The 19493-nt window shown below is 71.4% G+C and carries 20 protein-coding genes and 1 pseudogene; 13 read left to right on the top strand and 8 right to left on the bottom strand.

Annotated features, from left to right (window positions below; genetic code table 11):
* Nucleotides 1-35 precede the first annotated feature (35 nt).
* The 3 genes from ET495_RS06100 to ET495_RS06090 form a co-directional block, all read right to left on the bottom strand.
* Nucleotides 36-1289 (bottom strand): SLC13 family permease, encoded by a 1254-nt coding sequence (locus tag ET495_RS06100; protein ID WP_129203459.1) that lies wholly within the window; start codon nucleotides 1287-1289, stop codon nucleotides 36-38.
* Between the two features lie 133 nt (nucleotides 1290-1422).
* Nucleotides 1423-2652: a Dyp-type peroxidase gene (locus tag ET495_RS06095; RefSeq protein WP_129203457.1), complete on the bottom strand. Its 1230-nt coding sequence runs from the start codon at nucleotides 2650-2652 to the stop codon at nucleotides 1423-1425.
* Nucleotides 2652-3239 (bottom strand): copper chaperone PCu(A)C, encoded by a 588-nt coding sequence (locus tag ET495_RS06090; RefSeq protein ID WP_245993341.1) that lies wholly within the window; start codon nucleotides 3237-3239, stop codon nucleotides 2652-2654. Before ET495_RS06090 ends, ET495_RS06095 begins: the two co-directional genes overlap by 1 nt.
* Nucleotides 3240-3517: 278 nt before the next feature.
* Between ET495_RS06090 and ET495_RS06085 the strand changes: the two genes are divergently transcribed.
* Nucleotides 3518-4951, top strand: a complete 1434-nt coding sequence (locus tag ET495_RS06085) for an MFS transporter (protein ID WP_129203455.1) — start codon at nucleotides 3518-3520, stop codon at nucleotides 4949-4951.
* Between the two features lie 222 nt (nucleotides 4952-5173).
* Here ET495_RS06085 and ET495_RS19135 read toward each other — a convergent pair whose 3' ends face one another.
* A complete protein-coding gene (locus ET495_RS19135; RefSeq protein ID WP_162616380.1) occupies nucleotides 5174-6157 on the bottom strand; it encodes a hypothetical protein in 984 nt (327 codons plus the stop codon).
* Nucleotides 6154-6588, bottom strand: a complete 435-nt coding sequence (locus ET495_RS06070) for a DUF6318 family protein (protein WP_129203453.1) — start codon at nucleotides 6586-6588, stop codon at nucleotides 6154-6156. Before ET495_RS06070 ends, ET495_RS19135 begins: the two co-directional genes overlap by 4 nt.
* Nucleotides 6589-7199: 611 nt before the next feature.
* Between ET495_RS06070 and ET495_RS06065 the strand changes: the two genes are divergently transcribed.
* The gene (locus ET495_RS06065; RefSeq protein ID WP_129203451.1) at nucleotides 7200-7496 is read left to right on the top strand and encodes a hypothetical protein; all 297 of its coding nucleotides are present in this window, start codon (nucleotides 7200-7202) and stop codon (nucleotides 7494-7496) included.
* A 42-nt stretch (nucleotides 7497-7538) separates the two neighbouring features.
* On the opposite strand, the gene ET495_RS06060 is transcribed toward ET495_RS06065, so the two are convergent.
* Complete coding sequence (locus tag ET495_RS06060; RefSeq protein WP_129203448.1) at nucleotides 7539-8375, bottom strand: siderophore-interacting protein; 837 nt, start codon at nucleotides 8373-8375, stop codon at nucleotides 7539-7541.
* Nucleotides 8376-8404: 29 nt separating this feature from the next.
* Complete coding sequence (locus ET495_RS06055) at nucleotides 8405-8806, bottom strand: hypothetical protein (RefSeq protein ID WP_129203446.1); 402 nt, start codon at nucleotides 8804-8806, stop codon at nucleotides 8405-8407.
* Nucleotides 8807-9159: 353 nt separating this feature from the next.
* On the opposite strand from ET495_RS06055, the gene ET495_RS06050 reads away from it, so the two are divergent.
* The 10 genes and pseudogenes from ET495_RS06050 to ET495_RS19645 form a co-directional block, all read left to right on the top strand.
* Nucleotides 9160-10419, top strand: a complete 1260-nt coding sequence (locus tag ET495_RS06050) for an ABC transporter substrate-binding protein (RefSeq protein ID WP_162616379.1) — start codon at nucleotides 9160-9162, stop codon at nucleotides 10417-10419.
* Nucleotides 10416-11192 (top strand): ABC transporter ATP-binding protein, encoded by a 777-nt coding sequence (locus ET495_RS06045; RefSeq protein WP_129203442.1) that lies wholly within the window; start codon nucleotides 10416-10418, stop codon nucleotides 11190-11192. Before ET495_RS06050 ends, ET495_RS06045 begins: the two co-directional genes overlap by 4 nt.
* On the top strand, nucleotides 11189-11917 hold the full coding sequence (locus ET495_RS06040; RefSeq protein ID WP_129203440.1) for an ABC transporter ATP-binding protein: 729 nt from the start codon (nucleotides 11189-11191) through the stop codon (nucleotides 11915-11917). Before ET495_RS06045 ends, ET495_RS06040 begins: the two co-directional genes overlap by 4 nt.
* Nucleotides 11911-12786 carry a branched-chain amino acid ABC transporter permease gene (locus ET495_RS06035; RefSeq protein WP_129203438.1) on the top strand — a complete coding sequence of 292 codons (876 nt, stop codon included), beginning with the start codon at nucleotides 11911-11913 and terminating at the stop codon, nucleotides 12784-12786. The genes ET495_RS06040 and ET495_RS06035 overlap by 7 nt, the downstream gene beginning before the upstream one ends.
* A 4-nt stretch (nucleotides 12787-12790) precedes the next feature.
* Nucleotides 12791-13945 (top strand): branched-chain amino acid ABC transporter permease, encoded by a 1155-nt coding sequence (locus tag ET495_RS06030; protein ID WP_129203436.1) that lies wholly within the window; start codon nucleotides 12791-12793, stop codon nucleotides 13943-13945.
* A gap of 331 nt (nucleotides 13946-14276) precedes the next feature.
* Nucleotides 14277-14681, top strand: a complete 405-nt coding sequence (locus tag ET495_RS06025) for a hypothetical protein (protein ID WP_129203434.1) — start codon at nucleotides 14277-14279, stop codon at nucleotides 14679-14681.
* A gap of 579 nt (nucleotides 14682-15260) precedes the next feature.
* Complete coding sequence (locus tag ET495_RS06020) at nucleotides 15261-16064, top strand: ABC transporter ATP-binding protein (protein ID WP_129203432.1); 804 nt, start codon at nucleotides 15261-15263, stop codon at nucleotides 16062-16064.
* Complete coding sequence (locus ET495_RS06015) at nucleotides 16061-16834, top strand: ABC transporter permease (RefSeq protein ID WP_129203430.1); 774 nt, start codon at nucleotides 16061-16063, stop codon at nucleotides 16832-16834. The genes ET495_RS06020 and ET495_RS06015 overlap by 4 nt, the downstream gene beginning before the upstream one ends.
* A gap of 607 nt (nucleotides 16835-17441) precedes the next feature.
* Nucleotides 17442-17693: a helix-turn-helix domain-containing protein gene (locus ET495_RS06010; RefSeq protein WP_129203428.1), complete on the top strand. Its 252-nt coding sequence runs from the start codon at nucleotides 17442-17444 to the stop codon at nucleotides 17691-17693.
* Nucleotides 17686-17928, top strand: a pseudogene (locus tag ET495_RS19645) (HipA N-terminal domain-containing protein); the annotation flags it as partial. The gene ET495_RS06010 and the pseudogene ET495_RS19645, both read left to right, overlap by 8 nt.
* 19 nt (nucleotides 17929-17947) lie before the next feature.
* Here the strand turns inward: ET495_RS19645 and ET495_RS18510 are convergent.
* A complete protein-coding gene (locus tag ET495_RS18510) occupies nucleotides 17948-18547 on the bottom strand; it encodes an MmcQ/YjbR family DNA-binding protein (RefSeq protein WP_245993340.1) in 600 nt (199 codons plus the stop codon).
* Nucleotides 18548-18677: 130 nt separating this feature from the next.
* Here ET495_RS18510 and ET495_RS06000 point away from each other — a divergent pair, with 130 nt between their 5' ends.
* Nucleotides 18678-19484: a MerR family transcriptional regulator gene (locus ET495_RS06000; RefSeq protein WP_162616378.1), complete on the top strand. Its 807-nt coding sequence runs from the start codon at nucleotides 18678-18680 to the stop codon at nucleotides 19482-19484.
* Nucleotides 19485-19493: the final 9 nt, after the last annotated feature.

Raw genomic sequence — 19493 nt, 5'->3', positions numbered from 1 at the left:
CCGGCAGACGTCGCGTGGCGTGCGGGCCGTTCCGGTTACAGCGCCGGGACGACGACGAGCACCCCCCACGAGACCAGGGGGGCCAGCAGCACGAGAGTGCCGCCCCAGCCGAGGAACTGCCGGTACGTGCGCTCGCGACGGCTCTCCTCGGTGTAGGCGACCATGAGCGCGCCGTTCGTCGAGAACGGCGAGCAGTCGACCACGCTCGCCGAGACGGCGAGAGCGGCGACCAGGCCGATCGCCCAGACCTCGCCAGTCAGGAGGAACGGCACGGCCAGCGGCACGAGCGCGCCCAGGATGCCGGTGGTCGACGCGAGGGCGCTGACGACGGCGGCGATCAGGCAGATGACGAGCGCCGCGAGCAGTGGCGCGCCGATGCGTGCGACCGTGCCGCCCAGCCAGTCGACGACGCCCTGGCTCTGCAACAGGTTGACGTACGTGACCACGCCGCACACCAGGAGCGCCGTCGGCCAGCAGACGTTGGCGACGGCCCCCTTGGCCGTGTCGCTGAACACCGCCGACAGCACGACGACGATGAGCAGCGCGACGAACCCGATGTCGTGCTGGAAGACGAAGGCCTCGACGCCGAGCGCGACGATCCCCAGCAGCGAGCACACGACCTTGGCGTCGATCCGCGGACGCTCCATGACGGCTCCGTGCTCGGCGGTGTGGTCGTGGTCGGCCCGCCACAGCGCGACGCCACCGAAGGCGACGTACGCGGCGGCGACCGTGAGCACGATGAACGCGAACGCCGCGCCGAAGAGCACCATCGGGCTGGAGGGCAGACCGTTGGCCCTGACGATGTCGTTGATGATCACGCCGTAGACGCCCATGGGTGAGAACGACCCGGCGGACGCACCCTGGATGACGGCCATCCCCATGAGCACGGGGTGGATCTTGTGCCGCTTCGCCAGTCCCATCGCGATGGGACCGACGATCGCCGCCGCGGCGGGCGTCAGCGCGCCCACCGACGTGATGAGCGCCGTCACGAGGAACATGACCCACGGCACGAGACTGATGCGCCCACGGACCGCGCGCACGGCGGCGTAGACGACCGCGCTGATCGCCCCTGCCCGCTCCGCGAACGCGAACAGGTACGTCACCCCGACGAGCGTGAGGAACAGTCCGGCCGGGAACCCTGCGACCACCACGTCGACCGAGACGCCGAAGACGAGCGTGCCCACGAGCCAGGACGCGGCGAGCGCTGCCGCACCGAGATGGACGTTGCGCACGGTCGCGAGGACGAACAGCGCGGCAAGGACAAGGACCGAGATGACCTCGGGAGTCATGGGCGGCTCCGGTGACGTGCGGACGCGCTCGACTCTCCCGAGTATTCGCCACGCGGGCCTGGCGTGACCGGTCGCGGCGCCCAGGTGGCTCGGAGGTGTCGCTGCGGTGTCGTCGGACGGCGCCGGCTCCGCCTCACGCCAGGAGCGTGTCGCCGACGAACCCGTCGGCCTGGCACCCGGGAGGGATCGCGAAGACGGCCGACCCGATCGGGGTCGTCCACTCGTTGAGCAGGTCGAGCTCGTCGAGCCGCCGTTGGATGGGCACGAACTGGGCGTCGACGTCGGCCTGGTAGGCCGCGAACAGGAGACCGGAGCGGGAGACGCCGTCGTCCGTGCCCGGCTCGTCGTCGTAGTTGTACGCGCGCCGCAGGATCTTCTGCCCCGGGTCGTCGCTGCGCGCACGCCGCAGGTGGGAGTAGTCCGCGATGACCGGGAAACCTGCGGGCGTCTTCGCGTCGAAGTCGGGCTCGTCATGCTCGGCGACACCCGTCAGTGGTGCCCCCGTGTCAAGGCGTCGCCCGACGGCGGACTCCCGCCCCGCACGGTCCACCAGGTCCCAGCGGTCGAGGTCCATCGCGATCCGGCGCAGCACCAGGCTGGTGCCGCCCTCCAGCCATGGCACCTGGCCGTGCGACCACACGAGCCGTTCGAAGTCGTCCGTGCCCGGAGCCGGGTTCACGGTGCCGTCGACCTGGCCGAACAGGTTGCGCACGGTCGCCGTCGCAGGCTCGGTGCCGTGCGCGCGGCGGAAGCCGCGCTGCGACCAGCGCAAGGAGGTGAAGGTGCGCGAGTCCTTGAGCAGCATGCGTACCGCGTGCGCGACCGTCAGCGGGTCGTCCGCGCAGACCTGGAGCAGCAGGTCGCCGCCCGACCATCGGTCCTCGAGCCGGTCGATGCCGAACGCGGGCAGGGGGCGCAGCCACGAGGGCGAGGCCGCCGCGCCCGCGCGCTCGACGAACCCCGGGCCGAACCCGAACGTGACCGTCAGCCGTGCCGGCGACGTCGCCAGCTCGGGCTCCGTGTCGGCCAGCGCGCCTCGGCCCTGGGTGAGCCGCACGGCGTCGTCGGTCAGGATGCGCATCAGGCGCGCGAGCGCCGTCGCGTCGGTCTGTGCGAGCAGGTCGAGGGCGACGAACGCGACGTGCGCGGGCGGCGGTGTCGCGACACCCGCCTGGTGGGTGCCGTGGAACGGCACCCGGTCGTCGCCGAAGAGGGCCTCGGGAGGTGTGGGGGCGTCATGGTCCTCGGGCCGGGACGCCACGGCCGCGGCCGCGGCACCGGCCGCCGTGAGGCCGACCGCTCCACCCAGCAGCAGGTGGCGCCGGGACAGCTGTGACCCGCCGGGATTGTCGCGGCCAGGCATCAGTGGGAGTCGCCGCCCATGTCCATGCCGTCCATGCCCGTGCCGTCCGTGCCGTCGCCGGGCTCGTCGCCGCCCATGTCGTCGTACGACTCGTTCGCACCCGCATAGTCCTTGACCGGGGCGGTGACGTCGAGCGTGGACCCGTCGGCGAACGCGAGGGTGAACGTCACCTGGTCACCAGCCTCCAGCGGCGCCTTCAGGTCCATGAGCATCACGTGGTCGCCGCCCGGCTCCAGGTCGAACGTGCCGCCCGCAGGGACCAGGAACCCGCCGTCCTTCTCGCGCATCGTGCCCTGGCCGGAACTGTCGATCACCGTCTCGTGGAGCTGGACCTCGCCGGCGACGTCGCTCGCGGCCGAGACGACCGTGGCGTCGTCGGCGCCGTCGTTGGTCAGCGTGCCGAACGCCGCCGTCATCCCGCTCTCGGCGGCCTTGACCCACGGGTCTGCGACCGACAGGTAGCTCGCTTGGGTTGCCGTGCTCGGGCCTCCGGACGAGGAGCCTGTCGTGGCGCATGCGGACAGCAGCGCGGCCGCACAGGCGAGGGTCGCGAGCCGCGTGAACAGGGGTCTGAGAGTCGTGGGCACACAGCGAGGAAACCAGGAACGTGCCGCAGCGTGAAGGCTGCCGCCCGCCGAACCGGGCAAGTGTGACGAGGATCTCAAGGTCCCGCTGTTGCGCCGATGGCCGACGTGCGCGCGCCTACGACCGCTCGCGGGAGCGCCTCGGTGCGGCCTCCGGAACGCCGTGCGACGGCGCCGCCGTCGGAGCGCCGTCGCACCTGCCGAAGCCCCGGTGATGCGTAGCGCGGCGCGTTGTGCACGGTGCCTTTGAACTGCGCTCAGGGCCCGGTGAGAATCTGCCGGTGGACGACGACCAGGCGAGATCGGGCACCGCACGCGTGACGCGTGCGGCGTGGGCCGTGTTCGCCGCCTACGGGGCCGCGGGCTTCGCGATCGGCACCGTCGCGTCGCGGCTGCCCACCGTCCGCGCCGGGCTCGGGTTCGACTCCACGCAGATGGGTGCCCTGCTGCTCATGTGGGCGCTCGGGTCCGTGCTCGCGCTGCCGCTGTCAGGCATCGTCACGACCCGCGTCGGCCCCGCCCGCACCGCCGCCACGTCCGGTGTCGTCGCCGCGATGGGACACCTGTGCCTCGCCGTCGGCGTCACGCTCGGCAACGCCCCGCTCGCCGTCGTCGGCCTGTTCACCGCGGGCGTCGGCGAAGGGACCTGGGCCGCGTCCACCACCTACGAGGGTGCGCTCGTCGAGCGTCGCCTCGGCTACTCCGCGATGCCGCGATTCCAGGCGGGCGAGTCGCTCGGGACCGTCGCCGGATCGGCAGCCGGCGCCGTGCTCGCCGCAACAGGGCTGCCGTTGCTCGCGCACATGGGGCTCGCCGCGGTCGTCGCGGCGGGGACGGCTCTGCTCAGTTCGCGGGCGTTCCTGCCACCGCCTGCCATGGGAACGCACGCACATGCCGATCGTGGAGACCGCGCCCGGCGCGGAAGCACCCTGCATGCGACCCTCGCCGCCTGGCGCGAACCGCGCACGCTGCTGCTGGGTCTCGTCATCCTCGGCGCGGCGCTCGCCGAAGGCGCCGCGAGCGACTGGACCAGCCTTGGGCTCGTGTCGGGGTTCGGCGCATCGGAGGCTGCCGGAGCCGCGGGCGTCGCCGTGTTCTTCTCGGCCATGCTCACCATGCGTCTGCTCGGGACCCGCCTCGTCGACCGTCTCGGGCGCGTGACGGCGCTGCGGCTGTGCGCGGGCGCCGTGCTCGCCGGCGTCGCGCTCTTCGCGCTCTCGCCCTGGCTTCCGCTCGCGCTCGCGGGATCGTTCGTGTGGGGCCTGGGAGCCGCGCTCGGGTTCCCGCTCGGCGTCTCCGCCGCATCGGACGACCCGTTCCGCGCCGCGATGCGCGTCTCCGTGGTGACGACCATCGGGTACTGCGCGTACATCATCGGACCCGCAGTCATCGGCGTCGTCGCGGGGCACCTCGGATACCGGGGCGCGCTCGTGGTGGTCGCCGTACCGGTGCTGGTCGCGGTGCTCGCGGCGGGGGCCGCGCGGCCGCTGGCCGCGCCTCGCGGCGGAGCGACGGCGTCACGCGGTGCGTCCGACGGCGGGGTGTCTGACCGCGGGGCGTCTGACGGCGGGGAGCGTGCCGGGGGCGCCGCCGCCACCGACCAGGACCCTGTGCCGACGAGACCCACCGGGGACGTTCGGTCCGACCTTGCGGCGGCACCGCACGACGCGGGGCTGCGGGGCGGCCCGGCCGGGGCGACCAGCCGGACATCCTGACGAGCCCCAGGCGGAGGCCGACCCGGAGGCTGACCCGGTGGCCGGGCGTCGGCCGGGTCGTGCCGGCCGGGTGCGCGGCGACCGTGCGCGCGCGTCCGCCGGGTGCGGGCCGATCGTGTTCGTGGCGACCGGCGACCGGCGACCGGCGACCGGCGACCGGCGACCGGCAACCGGCGACCGGCGACCGTCCTGCCGTGCGTGGGTGCGTCGTGAACTTACCGTTCAGCAGGTGGTGTGGCCGTCGAGGGTGTCGCAGTAGAGGCGGGTGTGGGCTTCGGTGAGGGTGTAGGTGCCTGCGGTGCTGGTGGTGGTGAGGGTGTCGGGGATGTCGGTCCAGGTGGGGGTGCCGGTGATGCGGTATTGGCCGTGCCAGGTGGTGGTGAGGGTGATGGTGACGTCGGTGCGGTAGTGGATGCCGTCGGGGGTGGTGCGGGTGCCGGCGGTGTGGCCGGTGGGGGTGTGGGGGTCGCCGAGGCGGGTCCAGGCGTGGGCGGTCCAGTGGTGGTCGACGTCGGGGTCGCCGGGGGTCCAGGGGTGGCCGGGGTCGGTGGTGGTCAGGGTGGGGCCGGTGGGGGAGAAGGGGTCGTCGAAGTCCCAGGTGTAGTGGGTGGGGAGGGCGCGGATCTCGACGGGGACGTCGAGCAGGGTGGTGTGCTGGGTGGTGGGGGTGGGGGTGGTGTAGGCGGGGTACCAGGTGTTGAGGAGCAGGGTGGGGGTGGCGGTCTGGAGGGTGGCGGTGGGGGTGGGGATGTGCATCGTGGTGAAGGCGTTGCGGGCTTGGGTGGTCAGGTCGGCGGGGGTGATGCACTGGGTGCCGGTGACGGGTTGGGGGGTGGTGTAGGTGCCGTCGGGTTGCAGGTGTTGGACCCAGAGGGGGTCGAGCTGGTAGGTGTCGGGTGGGCAGGTGAGGGTGGCGGCGAGGTTGACGCTGCCGTCGGGGCAGGAGCCTTGGAAGTACTCGGCCCAGGTGACCATGGGGTCCAGGTCGGTGACGGCGCAGTACATGTCGTTCGCGCGCAGGTACTTGACCGGGGGTGGTGTCGAGGGGTTGGGCTCGCGGCCCCCGTCAGGGGCCGACGTCCACGCGGAGTCAGAGCTTTCAACGATGACGTTGTCGTTCTCGTCGTCTGCGACGCCACCGTAGTCGTTGGTTACCAGCGCCGTGGTGAGCAGCATGATGGTGGTCGCAGCGTGGAGTCTTCTCATGAGGCTGCATGCCCAACGACGACAATGACCCACTGGTTGTCACGGCGCCCGACCTTGACGATCGTCCGATGAGAGTTCGCTGCGTTCCGATAGACGGCCTCGCCGCTGTCGTCGGTGATCGTCGTCGCCGACTCGTGCAGTTCTAGGTCGACTGGCCAGAGGCCTGTCGTCGGTTCCTGCACGTAGGTGTCGACGACCTGAACGGAAGAGACGCCACCGCTGAAGATGTCGCCGTTGGCGGCGATCTGTCTTGCCTGGTCCCGACGTTTGGCGCAGAACTCGCAGGACTGGTGCGACATGGCCTCCCACTCGGTGGTGTCCCCGGTCGCTTGCATGTACGAGTCGAGTTCCAGGAAGTACCTGGCCGCCGCTTCCGCGCCCGCAGGTCCGTCGTCGTCCATCGCGGCGGGTCGCGCGGGCTTGATCACCACCCGTGACGCCGTCGGGCTCGGGGTGGGTGCCGGGCTTGACGCGGCCGGGGCGGGGGGCGCGGCAGACGTGCCGCCGTCGGGCGAGCAGGCCGTGAGGCTCAGCACCACGCCCACCGCGGCGAGGGCCGCGGTGCGGGCAGCGCGAGTGCTGGCAGTGCGAGTGCGGGCTTCGCGGGTGCGGGCAAGAAAGGTGCGGGTCATGCGGGCGGTCCCCCTGTCGTGCGGTCCTGCGCGCGGGTCGTCCGGGTCCGCGCAGCCGACAAGATAACCGCATCGGCCGACCGGCCGGAAACGCCTGTGGACAACGTTTGCGCTGCAACGCGTGCGGCGGCGGCCTCCCGGGCGGCGGTCGGATGCCCTGCCGCGCCTCTCGACCGCGTTCCTGGTGGTGGCGGCTGTCCGTCGTCGCCGGGAAACGGCCTGACCGGTCGGCACGGGCCCCGAAACGCACAAAACACGGGCAGACTGATCGATTTCCCGAAAGTGCTGCGTGACGCACGCGACTGTGGTCGAGTGGAGCCGAGGGTGCCGAGCACGGGCTCGTCCACGGGAGCGCCGTGTGGCCTGCGCCCCACGAGCGGTCGACCGGATCGCAGACTGGAGGACACGCTATGACGACGATCGACAACCACGCGGAACACTCGACAGCGGAGCACGAGCACGGCACCGGGTGCGGGCACGAGGCGGTGCCGCACGGCGACCACGTCGACTACGTCCACGGCACGCACCACCACGCGCTGCACGGGGATCACTACGACGAGCACGAGTCGGTCGCGGAGCACTCGACGGGTCAGCACGCGCACGGGAGCGGGTGCGGGCACGAGGCGGTGCCGCACGGCGACCACGTCGACTACGTCCATGACGGGCACAAGCACGCACCTCATGGGGATCACTACGACGAGCACTGACGGGTCGGCGCCGGTCAGGGGGCCGGCGCGCCGTACCGATCCTCAGTCGTCGCCGACGGTCACGGCGTGGTGGTCGAGCCCGGCGACTCCGCGCTTCCAGTAGCCGTCGGCGGCGACCTGCTGCTTCGGCAGCCCGACCTCGTGCCGCAGGTAGCGGCGGACAGCGGTCATGGCCCCGGCCTCGCCTGCAGCCACGGCAAACCAGTCGGTCCCGTCCGGCGGCGTCCAGGCGCGCACCGCCGCGTCGAGCGCGCCGGGCGCCTGGTGCACCCAGATCACCTCGACGCCGTCACGTGCGGTGAGCGGCTGTTCTTCGTCGGCGTTGGCGACCTCGATGATCGCGGTGGCGCGCGCACCGTCAGGGAGCTCTTCGACGACGCGGGCGACGGCGGGCAGCGCGGTGGCGTCGCCGACGGCGAGGTAGGTGGGGTAGCCCTGGGGGAGCAGCACGTGGCCGCGTGGGCCGAGGACTCCGATCCGGTCGCCCGCGGTGGCCTGGGCGGCCCAGCGCCCGGCGGGACCGTGCTCGTGGATGACGAAGTCGAGCGTCAGCTCGCCGGCGTGTGCGTCCCAGGCGCGGACGGTGTAGTCGCGCATCACGGGCCGTGAGCCGTCGGGCAGGCGAGGGCCCTGCGGCGTCGGGACGGGGAGCGCGACCTCTCCGCTGGACGGGTCGGGGAGCACGACCTTCACATGGTCGGTGCAGGCGAAGCGGACGAACGAGAAGCCGTCCAGGCCGGGCCCCGACAGGACGATGCGGCGGTAGCGCGGGGTGACGTCCTCGCAGCGGACCACGGTCAGGATGCGGCGTCCCAGGGGCTCGACGCGGTGTCGCGTGACGTGGCCGGTGGTGTTGGCCGGGGCGGCCGTGACGGGCATGACAGGAACCCTCCTTGGAGCGGGGTCGGTCAGTCGCGGTGCAGGTGGACAGGGGTGCGGTTGAGCCGGGCGGCCAGCGACCGGCACACGACGTCGACCGCGGGGGTGCCCGAGCAGCCGACCCACATCGCGATGATCTCGTCGGTCTCCGTCGCGTCGTCGGTGGCCCACTCGGCCGCCCACCCCGTCAGGGCGCTGGCGAGCGTCTCGCCGGGCGCGGACGCCGGGCCACGGGTGAGCAACGTCAGCGACAGGCCGTCGGGCAGGTCTTCGGGCAGCATGGCGCGAACGCGGTACGCCTGCCCGTCCTCGATCTCGATGTAGATCTGCCCGTAGACGCACGGGACGGCGTGGTCCAGGACCATCCGGATGCGCTGGACGTCGCCGACGTCGCCGGCCAGCAGAACCTGTGGGCCGCCAGGGTTGGTCATGGTGGGTCCTCTCCCCGGGCGGTCGCCCGTCTCGCGCTCCGGCTCTGCGCGGATCCCCGCGCTAAGGTGAGGCTCACCTAACCACGTGCGATCGCGCGTGGCAAGCGTCCTGGAGATGAGCCCGCACGGGCGGGCAGCCGTGCGTGCTCGTCGCGGCGTTGTCGACGACGGCGTGGCGCGGATCCGGTTCGACGACGTGCCCCGCGAACGCACCGCTCGGGCGCCGTCGGCCCCGGCCGCGACGACGTTTCAGTTTTTCCACGATAGCGGTTGACATGAAATGTTCAATAGCGCAACCATGCGGCCACATGTCCGGCGCCCAGCCAGGCACTCCCCGACGAAGGAGTACCGAGATGACCCGACTGTCGCGAAGCTCAGCCGCCACCACCACGGGCACGATCCTGGCGCTGTGCCTCAGCCTGTCCGCCTGCGTGTCGACGAACGAAGGAGGACCTGCGGGCGGAGGAACCTCGGCGGACGGCGCCGGCACATCGGGCGACGGCGCGTGCAGCGAGTCCGTCCTGATCGGCAGCGCGATGGCCCGCACCGGCTTCATGGCGCCGTTCGACGCCCCTGCACTCGACACCGCGCGGATCGCGATCGACAAGGTCAACGCCGACGGCGGCGTCAACGGATGCCAGATCGTGCTCGAAGAGATCGACGGAGAGACCGACCCCGACAAGGGCGCCCAGATCGCCACCGAGATGATCGCCAAGGGCGCGAGGATGCTGCTCGTCACGTGCGACTACGACGTGAACGCCAAGGCTGCGCAGGTGGCACAGTCCGCAGGGGTGCTGGTCATCGCCCCGTGCGTCGGCGACACGATCATGGGACCCAAGGCCGGGCTGACCCTCGGGTACTCGCTCGGCTCCGCCGTGCCCGGCGAGGCGGCCATCATGGCCGAGTACGCGTACGAGAAGTACGGGCCCCGGGCGGCGCTGCTGCGCGACCAGACGATCAAGTACACGCAGAACCAGTGCTCCGCGTTCCAGACCCGCTGGCAGGAGCTGGGCGGCGAGATCGTCGCGGCACCAGAGTTCACCCAGACGCCCGAGGGCTCGCTCGCCGCGCCCGTCACCGCCCAGGTCGCAGAGATCGCCAACGTCGACCCCGACGTCGTCGCGCTGTGCTCCTACCCGGGTGGCGGCGCCGAGGCGATGGCCGCCCTGCGGCAGGCGGGAGTGGACACACCCACCGTCGCAGGGTTCGGGATGGACGGCGGGTTCTGGCTCGGCGCCGTGCCGGGGCTGTCCGACTTCACGTTCGTGACCTACGCGTCCGTCTTCGGTGACGACCCGAACAAGGAGATCACCGACCTGCTCAAGGCATACGAGGCGAGCTCCGGCCAGCCGGCGGCAACGAGCGGCCTGGTCACCGGTGCCTCCTCGATCGAGGCGTTCGCCGAGGCCGCCCGGCGCGCGGGAAGCTTCGAAGGTCAGGCGCTGTCCGACGCGCTCGAGACGTTCGAGGACGTCGCCCTGACCGCGGGGCCGACGTCGTTCTCGCCCCAGCTGCACGTGAACGTCTCCAGGCCCATGGCCGTGATCGAGGTGCAGAACGGCGAGCACCGGTTCGTCGAGTACCGCGCTGCGGAGAAGCCGGTCGCCGAATGACTCCGGACGGAGCCCTGACGGCGACAGGAATCGCCAAGTCGTTCGGCGCGTTGCGGGTGCTCGACTCCGTGACGATCTCCGTCGCCCGCGGGGAGATCGTCGGGATGCTCGGCCCCAACGGGGCAGGCAAGAGCACGCTGGTCAACATCCTCGGCGGCTACGAGACACCCGACGCGGGGGAGTCCGCGCTCGACGGCGACCCGCTCGGGGGCCTCGGCCCCGACCGTCGGGCGCGCCTCGGCCTGGCCCGCACCTTCCAGTCGGCGCGCCTGTTCCCGCGTCTCACGGTCGGCGAGAACACCGCCCTCGGAGCGCTGGGCGTGGGGGCGAGCCGCCGAGAGGCCGACGAGGTCGCGGCCCGGGTGCTCGACGCACTCGGGCTGGCCGACCGCGCCGACGTCGAGGCCGCTGGCCTGCCCCACGGCCTGGCGCGCTTGGCCGGACTCGCCCGTGCGATGGCCGCACAGCCCAAGTACCTGGTGATGGACGAGCCGGCCGCGGGCCTCAACGAGCACGAGGTCCCTGCGCTGCTGGCCGCACTGCACCGCATCCGCGACGACCTCGGCTGCGGGATGCTGCTCATCGAGCACAACGTGTCGCTCGTCGGCCAGGTGTGCGACCGCGTCGTGGTGCTCTCCTCCGGGCGGGTCATCTTCGACGGGCCGCCCGGTGACGCCACGCGCCACCCTGACGTCCAGGCGGCCTACCTGGGAGACGCGGCACTCGGGGTAGCGGCCCGGCGCCCCGACAACATCGAGGGGGTGCGCCGATGACGGCCCTGCTCGACGTCTCGGGGCTCAGCGCTGGATACGGCGACCTCTCTGTCGTCCACGACGTCACCTTCGCCGTCGGCGCAGGCGAGCTCGTGGGCATCGTCGGCCCCAACGGGGCCGGCAAGTCGACGCTGCTGGGCGCCGTCGCCGGAGCGGTGCGCAGCGCCACCGGATCGGTCCGGCTCGCCGGCACCGAACTGCGCTCCCGGCGAGCGGAGGACATCGTGCGCGCCGGACTCGCGCTCGTGCCCGAAGGCAGGCACATCTTCACCGACCTCACGGTCGACGAGAACCTGCGCCTCGGCCTGACCGCTCGACGCGACACGGCGGGTGCCCGCACCGCCATGCACGCGGTGACCGACCTCTTCCCCGTCCTGGTCAGTCACCGGCACCAGCCCGCCGGCGGGCTCAGCGGCGGCCAGCAGCAACAGCTCGCCATCGCGCGCGCGCTCGTCGCCGAACCGCGCATCCTGCTGCTCGACGAGCCCAGTCTGGGACTGGCACCCACGGTCGTGCGCGACGTGTTCGAGCTGCTCGACGGGATCGTCGCGCGCGGCACCGGGACCGTCGTCGTCGAACAACGCGCCCACCTGCTGATCCGGCGGGCGGCGAGAACTCACATCCTGCGCGAAGGCAGGCTCCGCGACACTCTCACCGCAGCCGACGACGCCGACACCGCGCGGCTCGAGGCCGCCTACTTCGGCACGGAGGTGCGCTCGTGGTGATCCAGGCAATCGTCGACGCGCTGGGCAACGGAGGGCTCTACGGGCTCGCCGCACTCGGCATCGGTCTCGTCTTCGGCGTCATGCGCCTCGTGAACTTCGCCCACGGGGAGCTCGTCGCTCTCGGCGCCTACCTCCTGATGGTCACGCTGCGCTGGGGGGTGATACCCGCGATCCTCGTCGCACTTGCCGGGGTCGCCGCGTTGGCCATCGTCATGGACCTCGGCGTGTTCTCGCGGCTGCGCGGCGCCGAACCCTCGGTCCTGCTGATCGCGAGCTTCGGCGTGAGCGTGCTGCTGCAACGGTGCTACGAGCTGGTGTTCGGGGCGCTGCCCCTCTCCGGGCAGGTCGCACCCTGGATGGCCGGCGTCTGGACCCTCGGCGACGTCAGGGTGAGTCGCGGCTCGGTGACCACGCTCACCCTGACGCTGGCACTGCTGGCCGTCATGAAGGTCGCCGTCGAGCGCACCACCGTCGGCCTTCAGCTGCGCGCCGCGTCCGCGGACTTCCGCACCGCGCGACTGCTCGGCGTGCGCTCGAACCGGGTGATCCTGAGCGCGTTCGCCGTCAGCGGCCTCCTCGCCGCCGTCGTCGCCTTCTTCGTCGTCGCCCAGCGTGGGCAGGTCGACCCGCGGTTCGGCGTCAACATCACCATCCTGGCGCTCGTCGGCACCGTCGTCGGCGGCCTGGGGAGCCTCCAAGGTGCCGCGCTCGGCGGGATGCTCGTCGGCATCACGCTCTCTGTGCTCAACACCGTGCTCGGCGCCGCCCGCGTGTACAGCTACACGGTGCTGTTCGTGCTCGTCATCACCGTGCTGCTGCTGCGCCCCACGGGACTGCTGAGCCGCGGCGTCGTCAAGGAGAGGGTGTGACCCGATGACCGTCGAGAACGCGGCACCGCTCAGGACGAAGCCGCAGCCGACCGGAGCGACCCGGCGAAGGCCGGCCGAGGTGCTCGGGCCGGTCCTCGTCTTCGTGGGCGTCGCCTACCTGGCGGCCTTCACGTCCGCCGGCCTGGCCTTCCTCGCAGAGCGCACCGCGACGCTCCTCGTCCTCGTGCTCGCCCTGCAGCTGTTCACGGGCAACAGCGGCGTGCTGTCCTTCGCACACGGCGCGTTCGCGCTCCTCGGCGGGCTGACCACCGGGCTGCTGACCATGCCCGCGGTGATCAAGGCCAACGTGCTGACCGACCTGCTCCCCGCGCTGCAAGCGGCCCACGGCCCGGTGTGGCTGTCCATCCCCCTGGCCGTCGTCATCGGCGCCGCAGTCGCGGCCGGTGTCGGCGCGCTGCTCATGCGCCTCAACGGGCTCTCCGCGGCGATCGCGACGTTCGCCGTGCTGATGGTCGCGGACAACGTCTTCTTCCATGCGACGTCCGTCGGGCCGGGCCCCCAGGTGCTGCCGCAGGTCCCGGTGTTCCCCGTCGTCGACGCCCCGATCGCGCTGGCCGCCGTCGTGATCGTCGTCGTCTACCTGCTCGGCACCTCCCGCAGCGGGCGGCTGCTGCGTGCCTCCCGGGAAGACCTGCTCGCCGCGCGGGCGCTCGGCACGTCCGTCTGGCGGTTGCGCGTCGCGTTCTTCGCGGCGTCCGGCGGGCTCGCGGCGCTCGCGGGCGCGATGTACGCGCACCAGGCAGCGGCGATCAGCGTGCGCGACTACTACCTCGACTTCACCTTCCTGACGCTCGCGATGCTCATCATCGGGGGCGCCGGCAGCGTGTGGGGCGCGGTCGTCGGCACCCTTGTCGTCACCGCAATCTCCGAAGCCCTCCTCAGGATGGAGCAAGGGTTGCATCTGGGCGACCTTGTCATCACGCTCCCGACCGGCGTGCGCGGTGCCCTCATCCCGCTGGCGTTCGTCGCGATGCTGCTGTGGCGGCCGCAGGGCCTCACGCAAGGCAGGGAGTTCCGGTTGCCGGGAGGCAGGGCCCGGGCGCGCGGCCCGCACGAGGGAGCCCCCCGGCGCGCACCGAGCGATGGCGCGGCGCGCGATGATCGATCGCCTCGTGGCGACTCTCCAGAACGCGGTTGAAGCCGTAGTGAAACCGCACGTCAAAGGCCCTGACGTTCGGTGAAGTCCGGACTGAAGGAACGAGTCCCAGATCCTCCTGGGCGTGAACGGCGGCACCGGTAGTTTCTGCTCGCAACGGGAATGCCGGCATCGGCGAAGGACCCCGTCGCGGTCAGCCAGGTGGATCGCAATGGCCAGCGTCGCGCGAGCAGAACGACCGCATGTGGGCCAGGAGATCCTCTCGGCGGGCGGCACTCACAGGATCGGCTCGGGTGAGCCTGGTTCCTGAAGCGGTGGCACCAAAGCCTCCCGGGGGTCCGGACGTCGAGACGGCGCTGAAAGGAGCTGTGTGATGGGTGAGTTTCTGGGAACAGCCGCCATTCTCTTCTTGCTGTGCTGGGTCTGGGTCGGCGGGTACCTTGCCGACGGGGTCGTCTGGATCCTGTCCAGGGTGCTTCCCCGCAATGCGAACGAGACGTCGGTCGCCGTCGGCATCGGGGTCGCCGTGCTCCTGATCGGGATCGTCGTGGCGGTGAGCACCCACGGCGGCGGAGGCCAGAGCGGCGCGTACGTCGGGGGAGTCATCGCGGGTGCCGGCCTGTACGTCGCAGTCAGGCTTCCGTCGAAGACCCGAGCCCAGCGGTCCGCGCGTCCGGTCCCCAGGGCAGCCGGGGCGGGGCCCCTGCTGTGCCCACAGTGCGAGGTCTTGCTCGGCCGGGACGGACGCTGCGCGCGGTGCGGCACCACGGCGCACTGAACCGAGCACTGAACCGGGCACTGGACCGGGCACTGGACCGAGCGGCGCACCGCACGGCCCGGTCCGGGGCGGGTGGCCGTCCCGCTCGTTCCGCCGACGAGGTCGTTCTCCGGAGTCGACAACTCGCCGGACATGCTCGCTATCCTGCGTGGGAAGGTGACCGCGTGGGAAGGTGACCGCCCGGGACAGGACCGACCTCGTCGAGGCCGACTTGCGGGACCTGGTCCCGACGGGTCGCGACGTCGACGCCGCGTGCTCGACCGGGTGGTTCCAGCGCGGCGATTCTCCAGTCGGTCGGCGCTGCTGTCGTCATCGGCGCCGGCACCGCATGGCTGTTCGGCAAGGCACTCGGCCGATGGGCAAAGGTGTTCGAGATGCCCGGGTCTGGCAGCAGCCCCACCTCGCGGGCGTGTGAGGACGCGGCGGCGCGGACCAGCGGTGTCCGCGCCGCCGCGTCACATGGAGAAGTACGTCGACTCTGGGTATCCGCGTGGAGAGGCCGTGCTGGGGGAGAAGGGACGACCGGGTGACGACGCGGAGCATCGGGCGCGCGTGCGTCTGCTGGGACGGAGGTAGCCGATGCTGATCGTCGACGAGGTCACCAAGGCGTACGGCCGCAAGGTGGTCAACCATGGTGTGTCGCTCACGGTGCGCCCGGGCGAGATCGCCGCGGTCTTCGGACCGAACGGGGCGGGCAAGACGACGCTCGTCCGGCAGATCGTCGGACTGCTGCGACCGAACACCGGCACGATTCGGATCGGCGCCGAACTCCGGGCACCGCGGCAGATGGCCCGGAAGGTCGCGTACCAGCCTCAGGCGCAGATCGCGCTCGAGAGCCTGACGGTCCGTGAGTCGATCCACATCGCCGGCATGCTGCGCGGTCTGACAGCTCCGGCATCGGCGGATGCGACGACGGGCCTGCTCGCCGAGCTCCAGATCGGTGACTGGTCGCAGGTCGCGGGTCACCGGCTCTCGGGTGGGCTGCGCCGGCTGGTCGCGTTCGCGATGACGATGAACTCCCGCCCGGAGCTCGTCGTGCTCGACGAGCCGACCAACGACGTCGACCCGGAACGCCGTCGGCTGATGTGGCAGGCGCTCCGACGGCGATCCGAACGAGCCGCCGTCGTCGTCATCACCCACAACGTGCACGAGGCCGTTGCCTACGCGGACACGTGCTACGAGATGGCCGAGGGGCGGCTCGGCCCGGCACAACTCCCTGGCGGCACCCTGGTCGAACCTCCCGACGCGCAGCGCGTCGTCACGGCGGCGCGTGCGACGTACGAGCCCGGGACCTCGCTCCGGACAGGCGCTCACGGAGACCTCTACCTGCCGTACCACGGTCCCGTTGCCGAGGTGTCCGCGGAGAGCGGGTCCAGGCGATGATCGCGAGGACTCCTGGCCGGATGTTCGGGCCGGTGCTGCGCTGGCAGCTGCTCCGCATGCGACGGTGGATCGTCACGTTGGTCGCCTTCCAGCTCGTGGTAGGTATCGGCGTCGCGTTCGGCCTGGGCAACCTGCTGGTGGCCGACGACGTCGCCGGTCGCCAGTACCTGGTGAGCGGGGTCGCGACAACGGTGCTGCTCGCGACCGGACTCGTGCTCGTACCCAGCCTGGTCTTCCGCGCCCGGGAGAACGGCGCGCTCGAGTACCTCCTGCTGCAGCAGTTCCCGCGGCCCTACCTGCTGCTCGCGGACCTGCTCATCTGGACGTTCGTCGCGACGCCCGGTGCAGTTGCGAGCGTGGTGCTCGCGGCGTGGCACTTCGACGTCGAGCTGTCGCCCAGCCCGCTGGTCATCGTCGCCGGGGTCGCCACGATCATGGTGGCGGTCTGCAGCGGATACCTGCTCGGCCTGCTCGCACCATCGCTCGCGATCACGAACGTCGTAGCGAACGCCTGCCTTCTGTTCACGCTCCTCTACACGCCGATCAGTTTCCCCTCGGGGAACCTGGAACCGTGGTTGGTCAGCGCTCAGAAATGGCTGCCGTCGTGGTACGCGGCCGACCTGCTGCGTCGCTACTACGGGCTGGACTCCCTGGCCGACTTCGAGCCGATGGTGTCGTGGCTCATCCTCGGGGGCTGGGCGCTGGCGCTCGGCACGCTCGCCACACTGCTCCTCACCTTCCCCAGTCGGAGGATCACGAGTGTCGCCTGAGGCTGCCCTGCCCGGTCCTCGGGTCCGGCCGTCGATGCTGCTTCGCCTCATCTCGCGAGCCCTCTGCTTCCGGGCGAGTGCGGCCACGATCGGCCCGTGGGGTACCAGGAGGATCGTCGTGCGATCCGCGCAGTGCGCCTGCGGGCTCGTGGCACACGGGTCGCGTCGTCTGACGCGCGACAAGGATCGGCCAGGTCGACACCCACGGTGTCCGGTTCGTGCTGAACTCCCCGACGAAACAGCACTGACGCAACCGCTCCGATCTCGGATGGATCCAGCCTGGGCTCGACGACCTTGCTCTGCTTGTACGGCAGATGAGGATCGACCACATCGCCGTTCCAACGCTGGGCTGCGGCCACGGCGGTCCGCGCGGGTCGGATGTGCGCCCGCTTATCCGAACGACCTTCGCCCGCCTCCCGGAGGTCGACGTCGAGCTCTGCGAGCCTGTGTGCTGACCGGCCGACACACGTCACCGACCGAGCCCGGCTCGCGACGCCGCGCGACCCGGTTCGGTGTGACTACGAATCGGTAGTCGCCGCACGTGACTACCAATTCGTAGTCACGCATGATGACTACGAATTCGTCGTCGAGGAATGCGAGCACTGCCATGGCTTACACGGGCAACGTGACGAGCCCGGAGTCCCTGGGGCGGATCCTTCAGCAGGCGCGCCTGCTCAACGGCTGGAGCCAGCGCGAGCTGGCAGACCGGATCGGCACCAGCCAGCGGTACATCTGGGAGATCGAGGCGGGAAAGCCGTCGATCTTCGTGACCCGCCTGTTCGCGCTGATGCGGGAGACGGGCACACAGCTCACGGCGACGATCGACGCGCGTGCGGCCGCGACCGACGCTGATGCGTGACCTCGTCGTCGAGCTCTACGACGCTCGGATCGGCACTCTCGCGGGCACCGGATCGCGTTTCGACTTCATGGCTGAACCGGAAGCGATCGAGCGGTTCGGGCTGGACAGCACGGTGCTCTCGCTCGCGGTGCCGCTCTCGCCGGTCGCCGTCGGATCCAGACGTGCGCGTCGGCAGAACTACTTCGCCGAGCTCCTGCCCGAGGGAAGGATACGCACGCGGCTGGCGCAGGTGGCCGGCGTCGCCGAGCACGACGTCATGGGCATGCTGCGTGCCTACGGCCGTGATGTCGCGGGTGTGCGCTGCAGATCTGGGACCCGGAGGTTCCTGGTGAGCCGAGGACGCCGTCCCTCGAGCCGCTCGGTGAGTCCGAGGTTGCCCCGCTCCTCCGAGATGTCGCGACGTTCCCGCTCGCGAACAAGCCGTCCGGCGGAAAGACCTCGCTCGCCGGCGTGCAGGAGAAGATCGTCCTGGTCCGGACGGCGGACGGCTGGTCCCGGGCGCTCGACGGATACCCGTCCACGCACATAGGACTCGTTGGCCATCTCGAGGAGGTGGGCGGCGGGCACGTCGCCGTCGAGCGGCATGGTGTTCGCGTACTGGGCTTCGGCGGGCGGGCAGTGGTAGCCGCGCACGACGACGCCGGGTACATGTCGCGGTAGACGAGCGCGGCCTCGGCGTCGCAGCGCAGGGTGACGACGTTGATGCCCTGGAAGGTGAAGACCTCGGCGAAGATGCGGCCCTTGTCCATCGTGGGGGCCTTGAGCCGGACGGCGGAGTGGTCGGGGTCGAACGGGTGGTTGAGGTAGGCGCCCGGCATGGCGAGGCAGTAGTCGAGCATCTCGTCGGGGGTCATGCCGGCAACGCCACCCAGGTCGCGGTGGGCAGGTGACGGTCACATCCGCGCAGTACGCGGTGCACGGCGTGGTGCGACGAGCGCTACGTCGCTTGCGCCTTACCCAGGGGCAGCTCTTACCGTCGCGGGCATGGATGAACTCACGACTGGTCAGGTTGCTCATTCGGCGGGTCTGAGCGAGAAGGCGGTGCGGATGTACGCCGACCGTGGGCTGCTCGACGCGCGCCGTGGTGCTGCGGACGGCCGGCGGCTGTTCGGCGTCGACCAGGTCGAGCGGGCGCGGTGGGTGCGCCTGCTGCGCGGCGTCGACCTCACGCTGGCCGAGGTCGAGGACGTGCTCGACGGGAGCGACAGGGTGGCCCGCTTCGACGAGATCTGGACCGAGCGGCGGTCCGGCGCGGCGCAGGCGGCGCGCGCCGGTGAGTACGTGCGTTCTGCCCTGGCGGGTCCGCCCCGCCTGGACGTTGCCGTGCTGACGCGCGACGTCCCCGAGCGGCTCGTCCTGCGCACCGGCCGGCGTGCCAGACTCGCCGAGCTGGCGTCGGTGCTCCCGGAGGCGACGGATGCCCTGTTCGACGTGCTGCGGGCGACGTCGAGCACGCTTGCCGGGTCTCCGTTCGTCGAGTACCACGAGCGGGCGACTGAGGGGTTCGCCGCGCGGATCAGCGTCTGCGCGCCCGTCGCGGACGTGCTGCGCCCACCGGCAGGGCTCGTGCTGGCCACCGACCCCGCTCACGCCGAGCGCTACGTCGAGCTCGACCAGGAGACTGCCGGGGATCAGACGTTCCTCGTCCTGGTCCACGACTATCTGTCGTCTGGTTCGGGAGTCGCGGAGGTCGTGGGCGACAATCGCGAGGTCTACCTCCCGGCGTGGGGCGCGGGTGAACTGGGACCTGTCATGGAGGTCGCGGTTCCCGTCGCACGTCAGGTGCCGTGAGTTCCGCAC

Origin of the sequence: Xylanimonas allomyrinae (assembly GCF_004135345.1) — a bacterium.
In the GTDB taxonomy this organism is placed as follows: Bacteria; Actinomycetota; Actinomycetes; order Actinomycetales; family Cellulomonadaceae; genus Xylanimonas; species Xylanimonas allomyrinae.
Note: the sequence above shows the minus strand (reverse complement) of the source record. Positions and strands in the feature narration are given on the sequence as shown.

Coding starts and splice junctions, on each gene's coding strand:
- ET495_RS06100 (WP_129203459.1), bottom strand. CDS start 1,289: ATGACTCCCGAGGTCATCTCGGTCCTTGTCCTTGCCGCGCTGTTCGTC.
- ET495_RS06095 (WP_129203457.1), bottom strand. CDS start 2,652: ATGCCTGGCCGCGACAATCCCGGCGGGTCACAGCTGTCCCGGCGCCAC.
- ET495_RS19135 (WP_162616380.1), bottom strand. CDS start 6,157: ATGAGAAGACTCCACGCTGCGACCACCATCATGCTGCTCACCACGGCG.
- ET495_RS06065 (WP_129203451.1), top strand. CDS start 7,200: ATGACGACGATCGACAACCACGCGGAACACTCGACAGCGGAGCACGAG.
- ET495_RS06060 (WP_129203448.1), bottom strand. CDS start 8,375: ATGCCCGTCACGGCCGCCCCGGCCAACACCACCGGCCACGTCACGCGA.
- ET495_RS06055 (WP_129203446.1), bottom strand. CDS start 8,806: ATGACCAACCCTGGCGGCCCACAGGTTCTGCTGGCCGGCGACGTCGGC.
- ET495_RS06050 (WP_162616379.1), top strand. CDS start 9,160: ATGACCCGACTGTCGCGAAGCTCAGCCGCCACCACCACGGGCACGATC.
- ET495_RS06045 (WP_129203442.1), top strand. CDS start 10,416: ATGACTCCGGACGGAGCCCTGACGGCGACAGGAATCGCCAAGTCGTTC.
- ET495_RS06040 (WP_129203440.1), top strand. CDS start 11,189: ATGACGGCCCTGCTCGACGTCTCGGGGCTCAGCGCTGGATACGGCGAC.
- ET495_RS06030 (WP_129203436.1), top strand. CDS start 12,791: ATGACCGTCGAGAACGCGGCACCGCTCAGGACGAAGCCGCAGCCGACC.
- ET495_RS06025 (WP_129203434.1), top strand. CDS start 14,277: ATGGGTGAGTTTCTGGGAACAGCCGCCATTCTCTTCTTGCTGTGCTGG.
- ET495_RS06020 (WP_129203432.1), top strand. CDS start 15,261: ATGCTGATCGTCGACGAGGTCACCAAGGCGTACGGCCGCAAGGTGGTC.
- ET495_RS06015 (WP_129203430.1), top strand. CDS start 16,061: ATGATCGCGAGGACTCCTGGCCGGATGTTCGGGCCGGTGCTGCGCTGG.
- ET495_RS06010 (WP_129203428.1), top strand. CDS start 17,442: ATGGCTTACACGGGCAACGTGACGAGCCCGGAGTCCCTGGGGCGGATC.
- ET495_RS18510 (WP_245993340.1), bottom strand. CDS start 18,547: ATGACCCCCGACGAGATGCTCGACTACTGCCTCGCCATGCCGGGCGCC.
- ET495_RS06000 (WP_162616378.1), top strand. CDS start 18,678: ATGGATGAACTCACGACTGGTCAGGTTGCTCATTCGGCGGGTCTGAGC.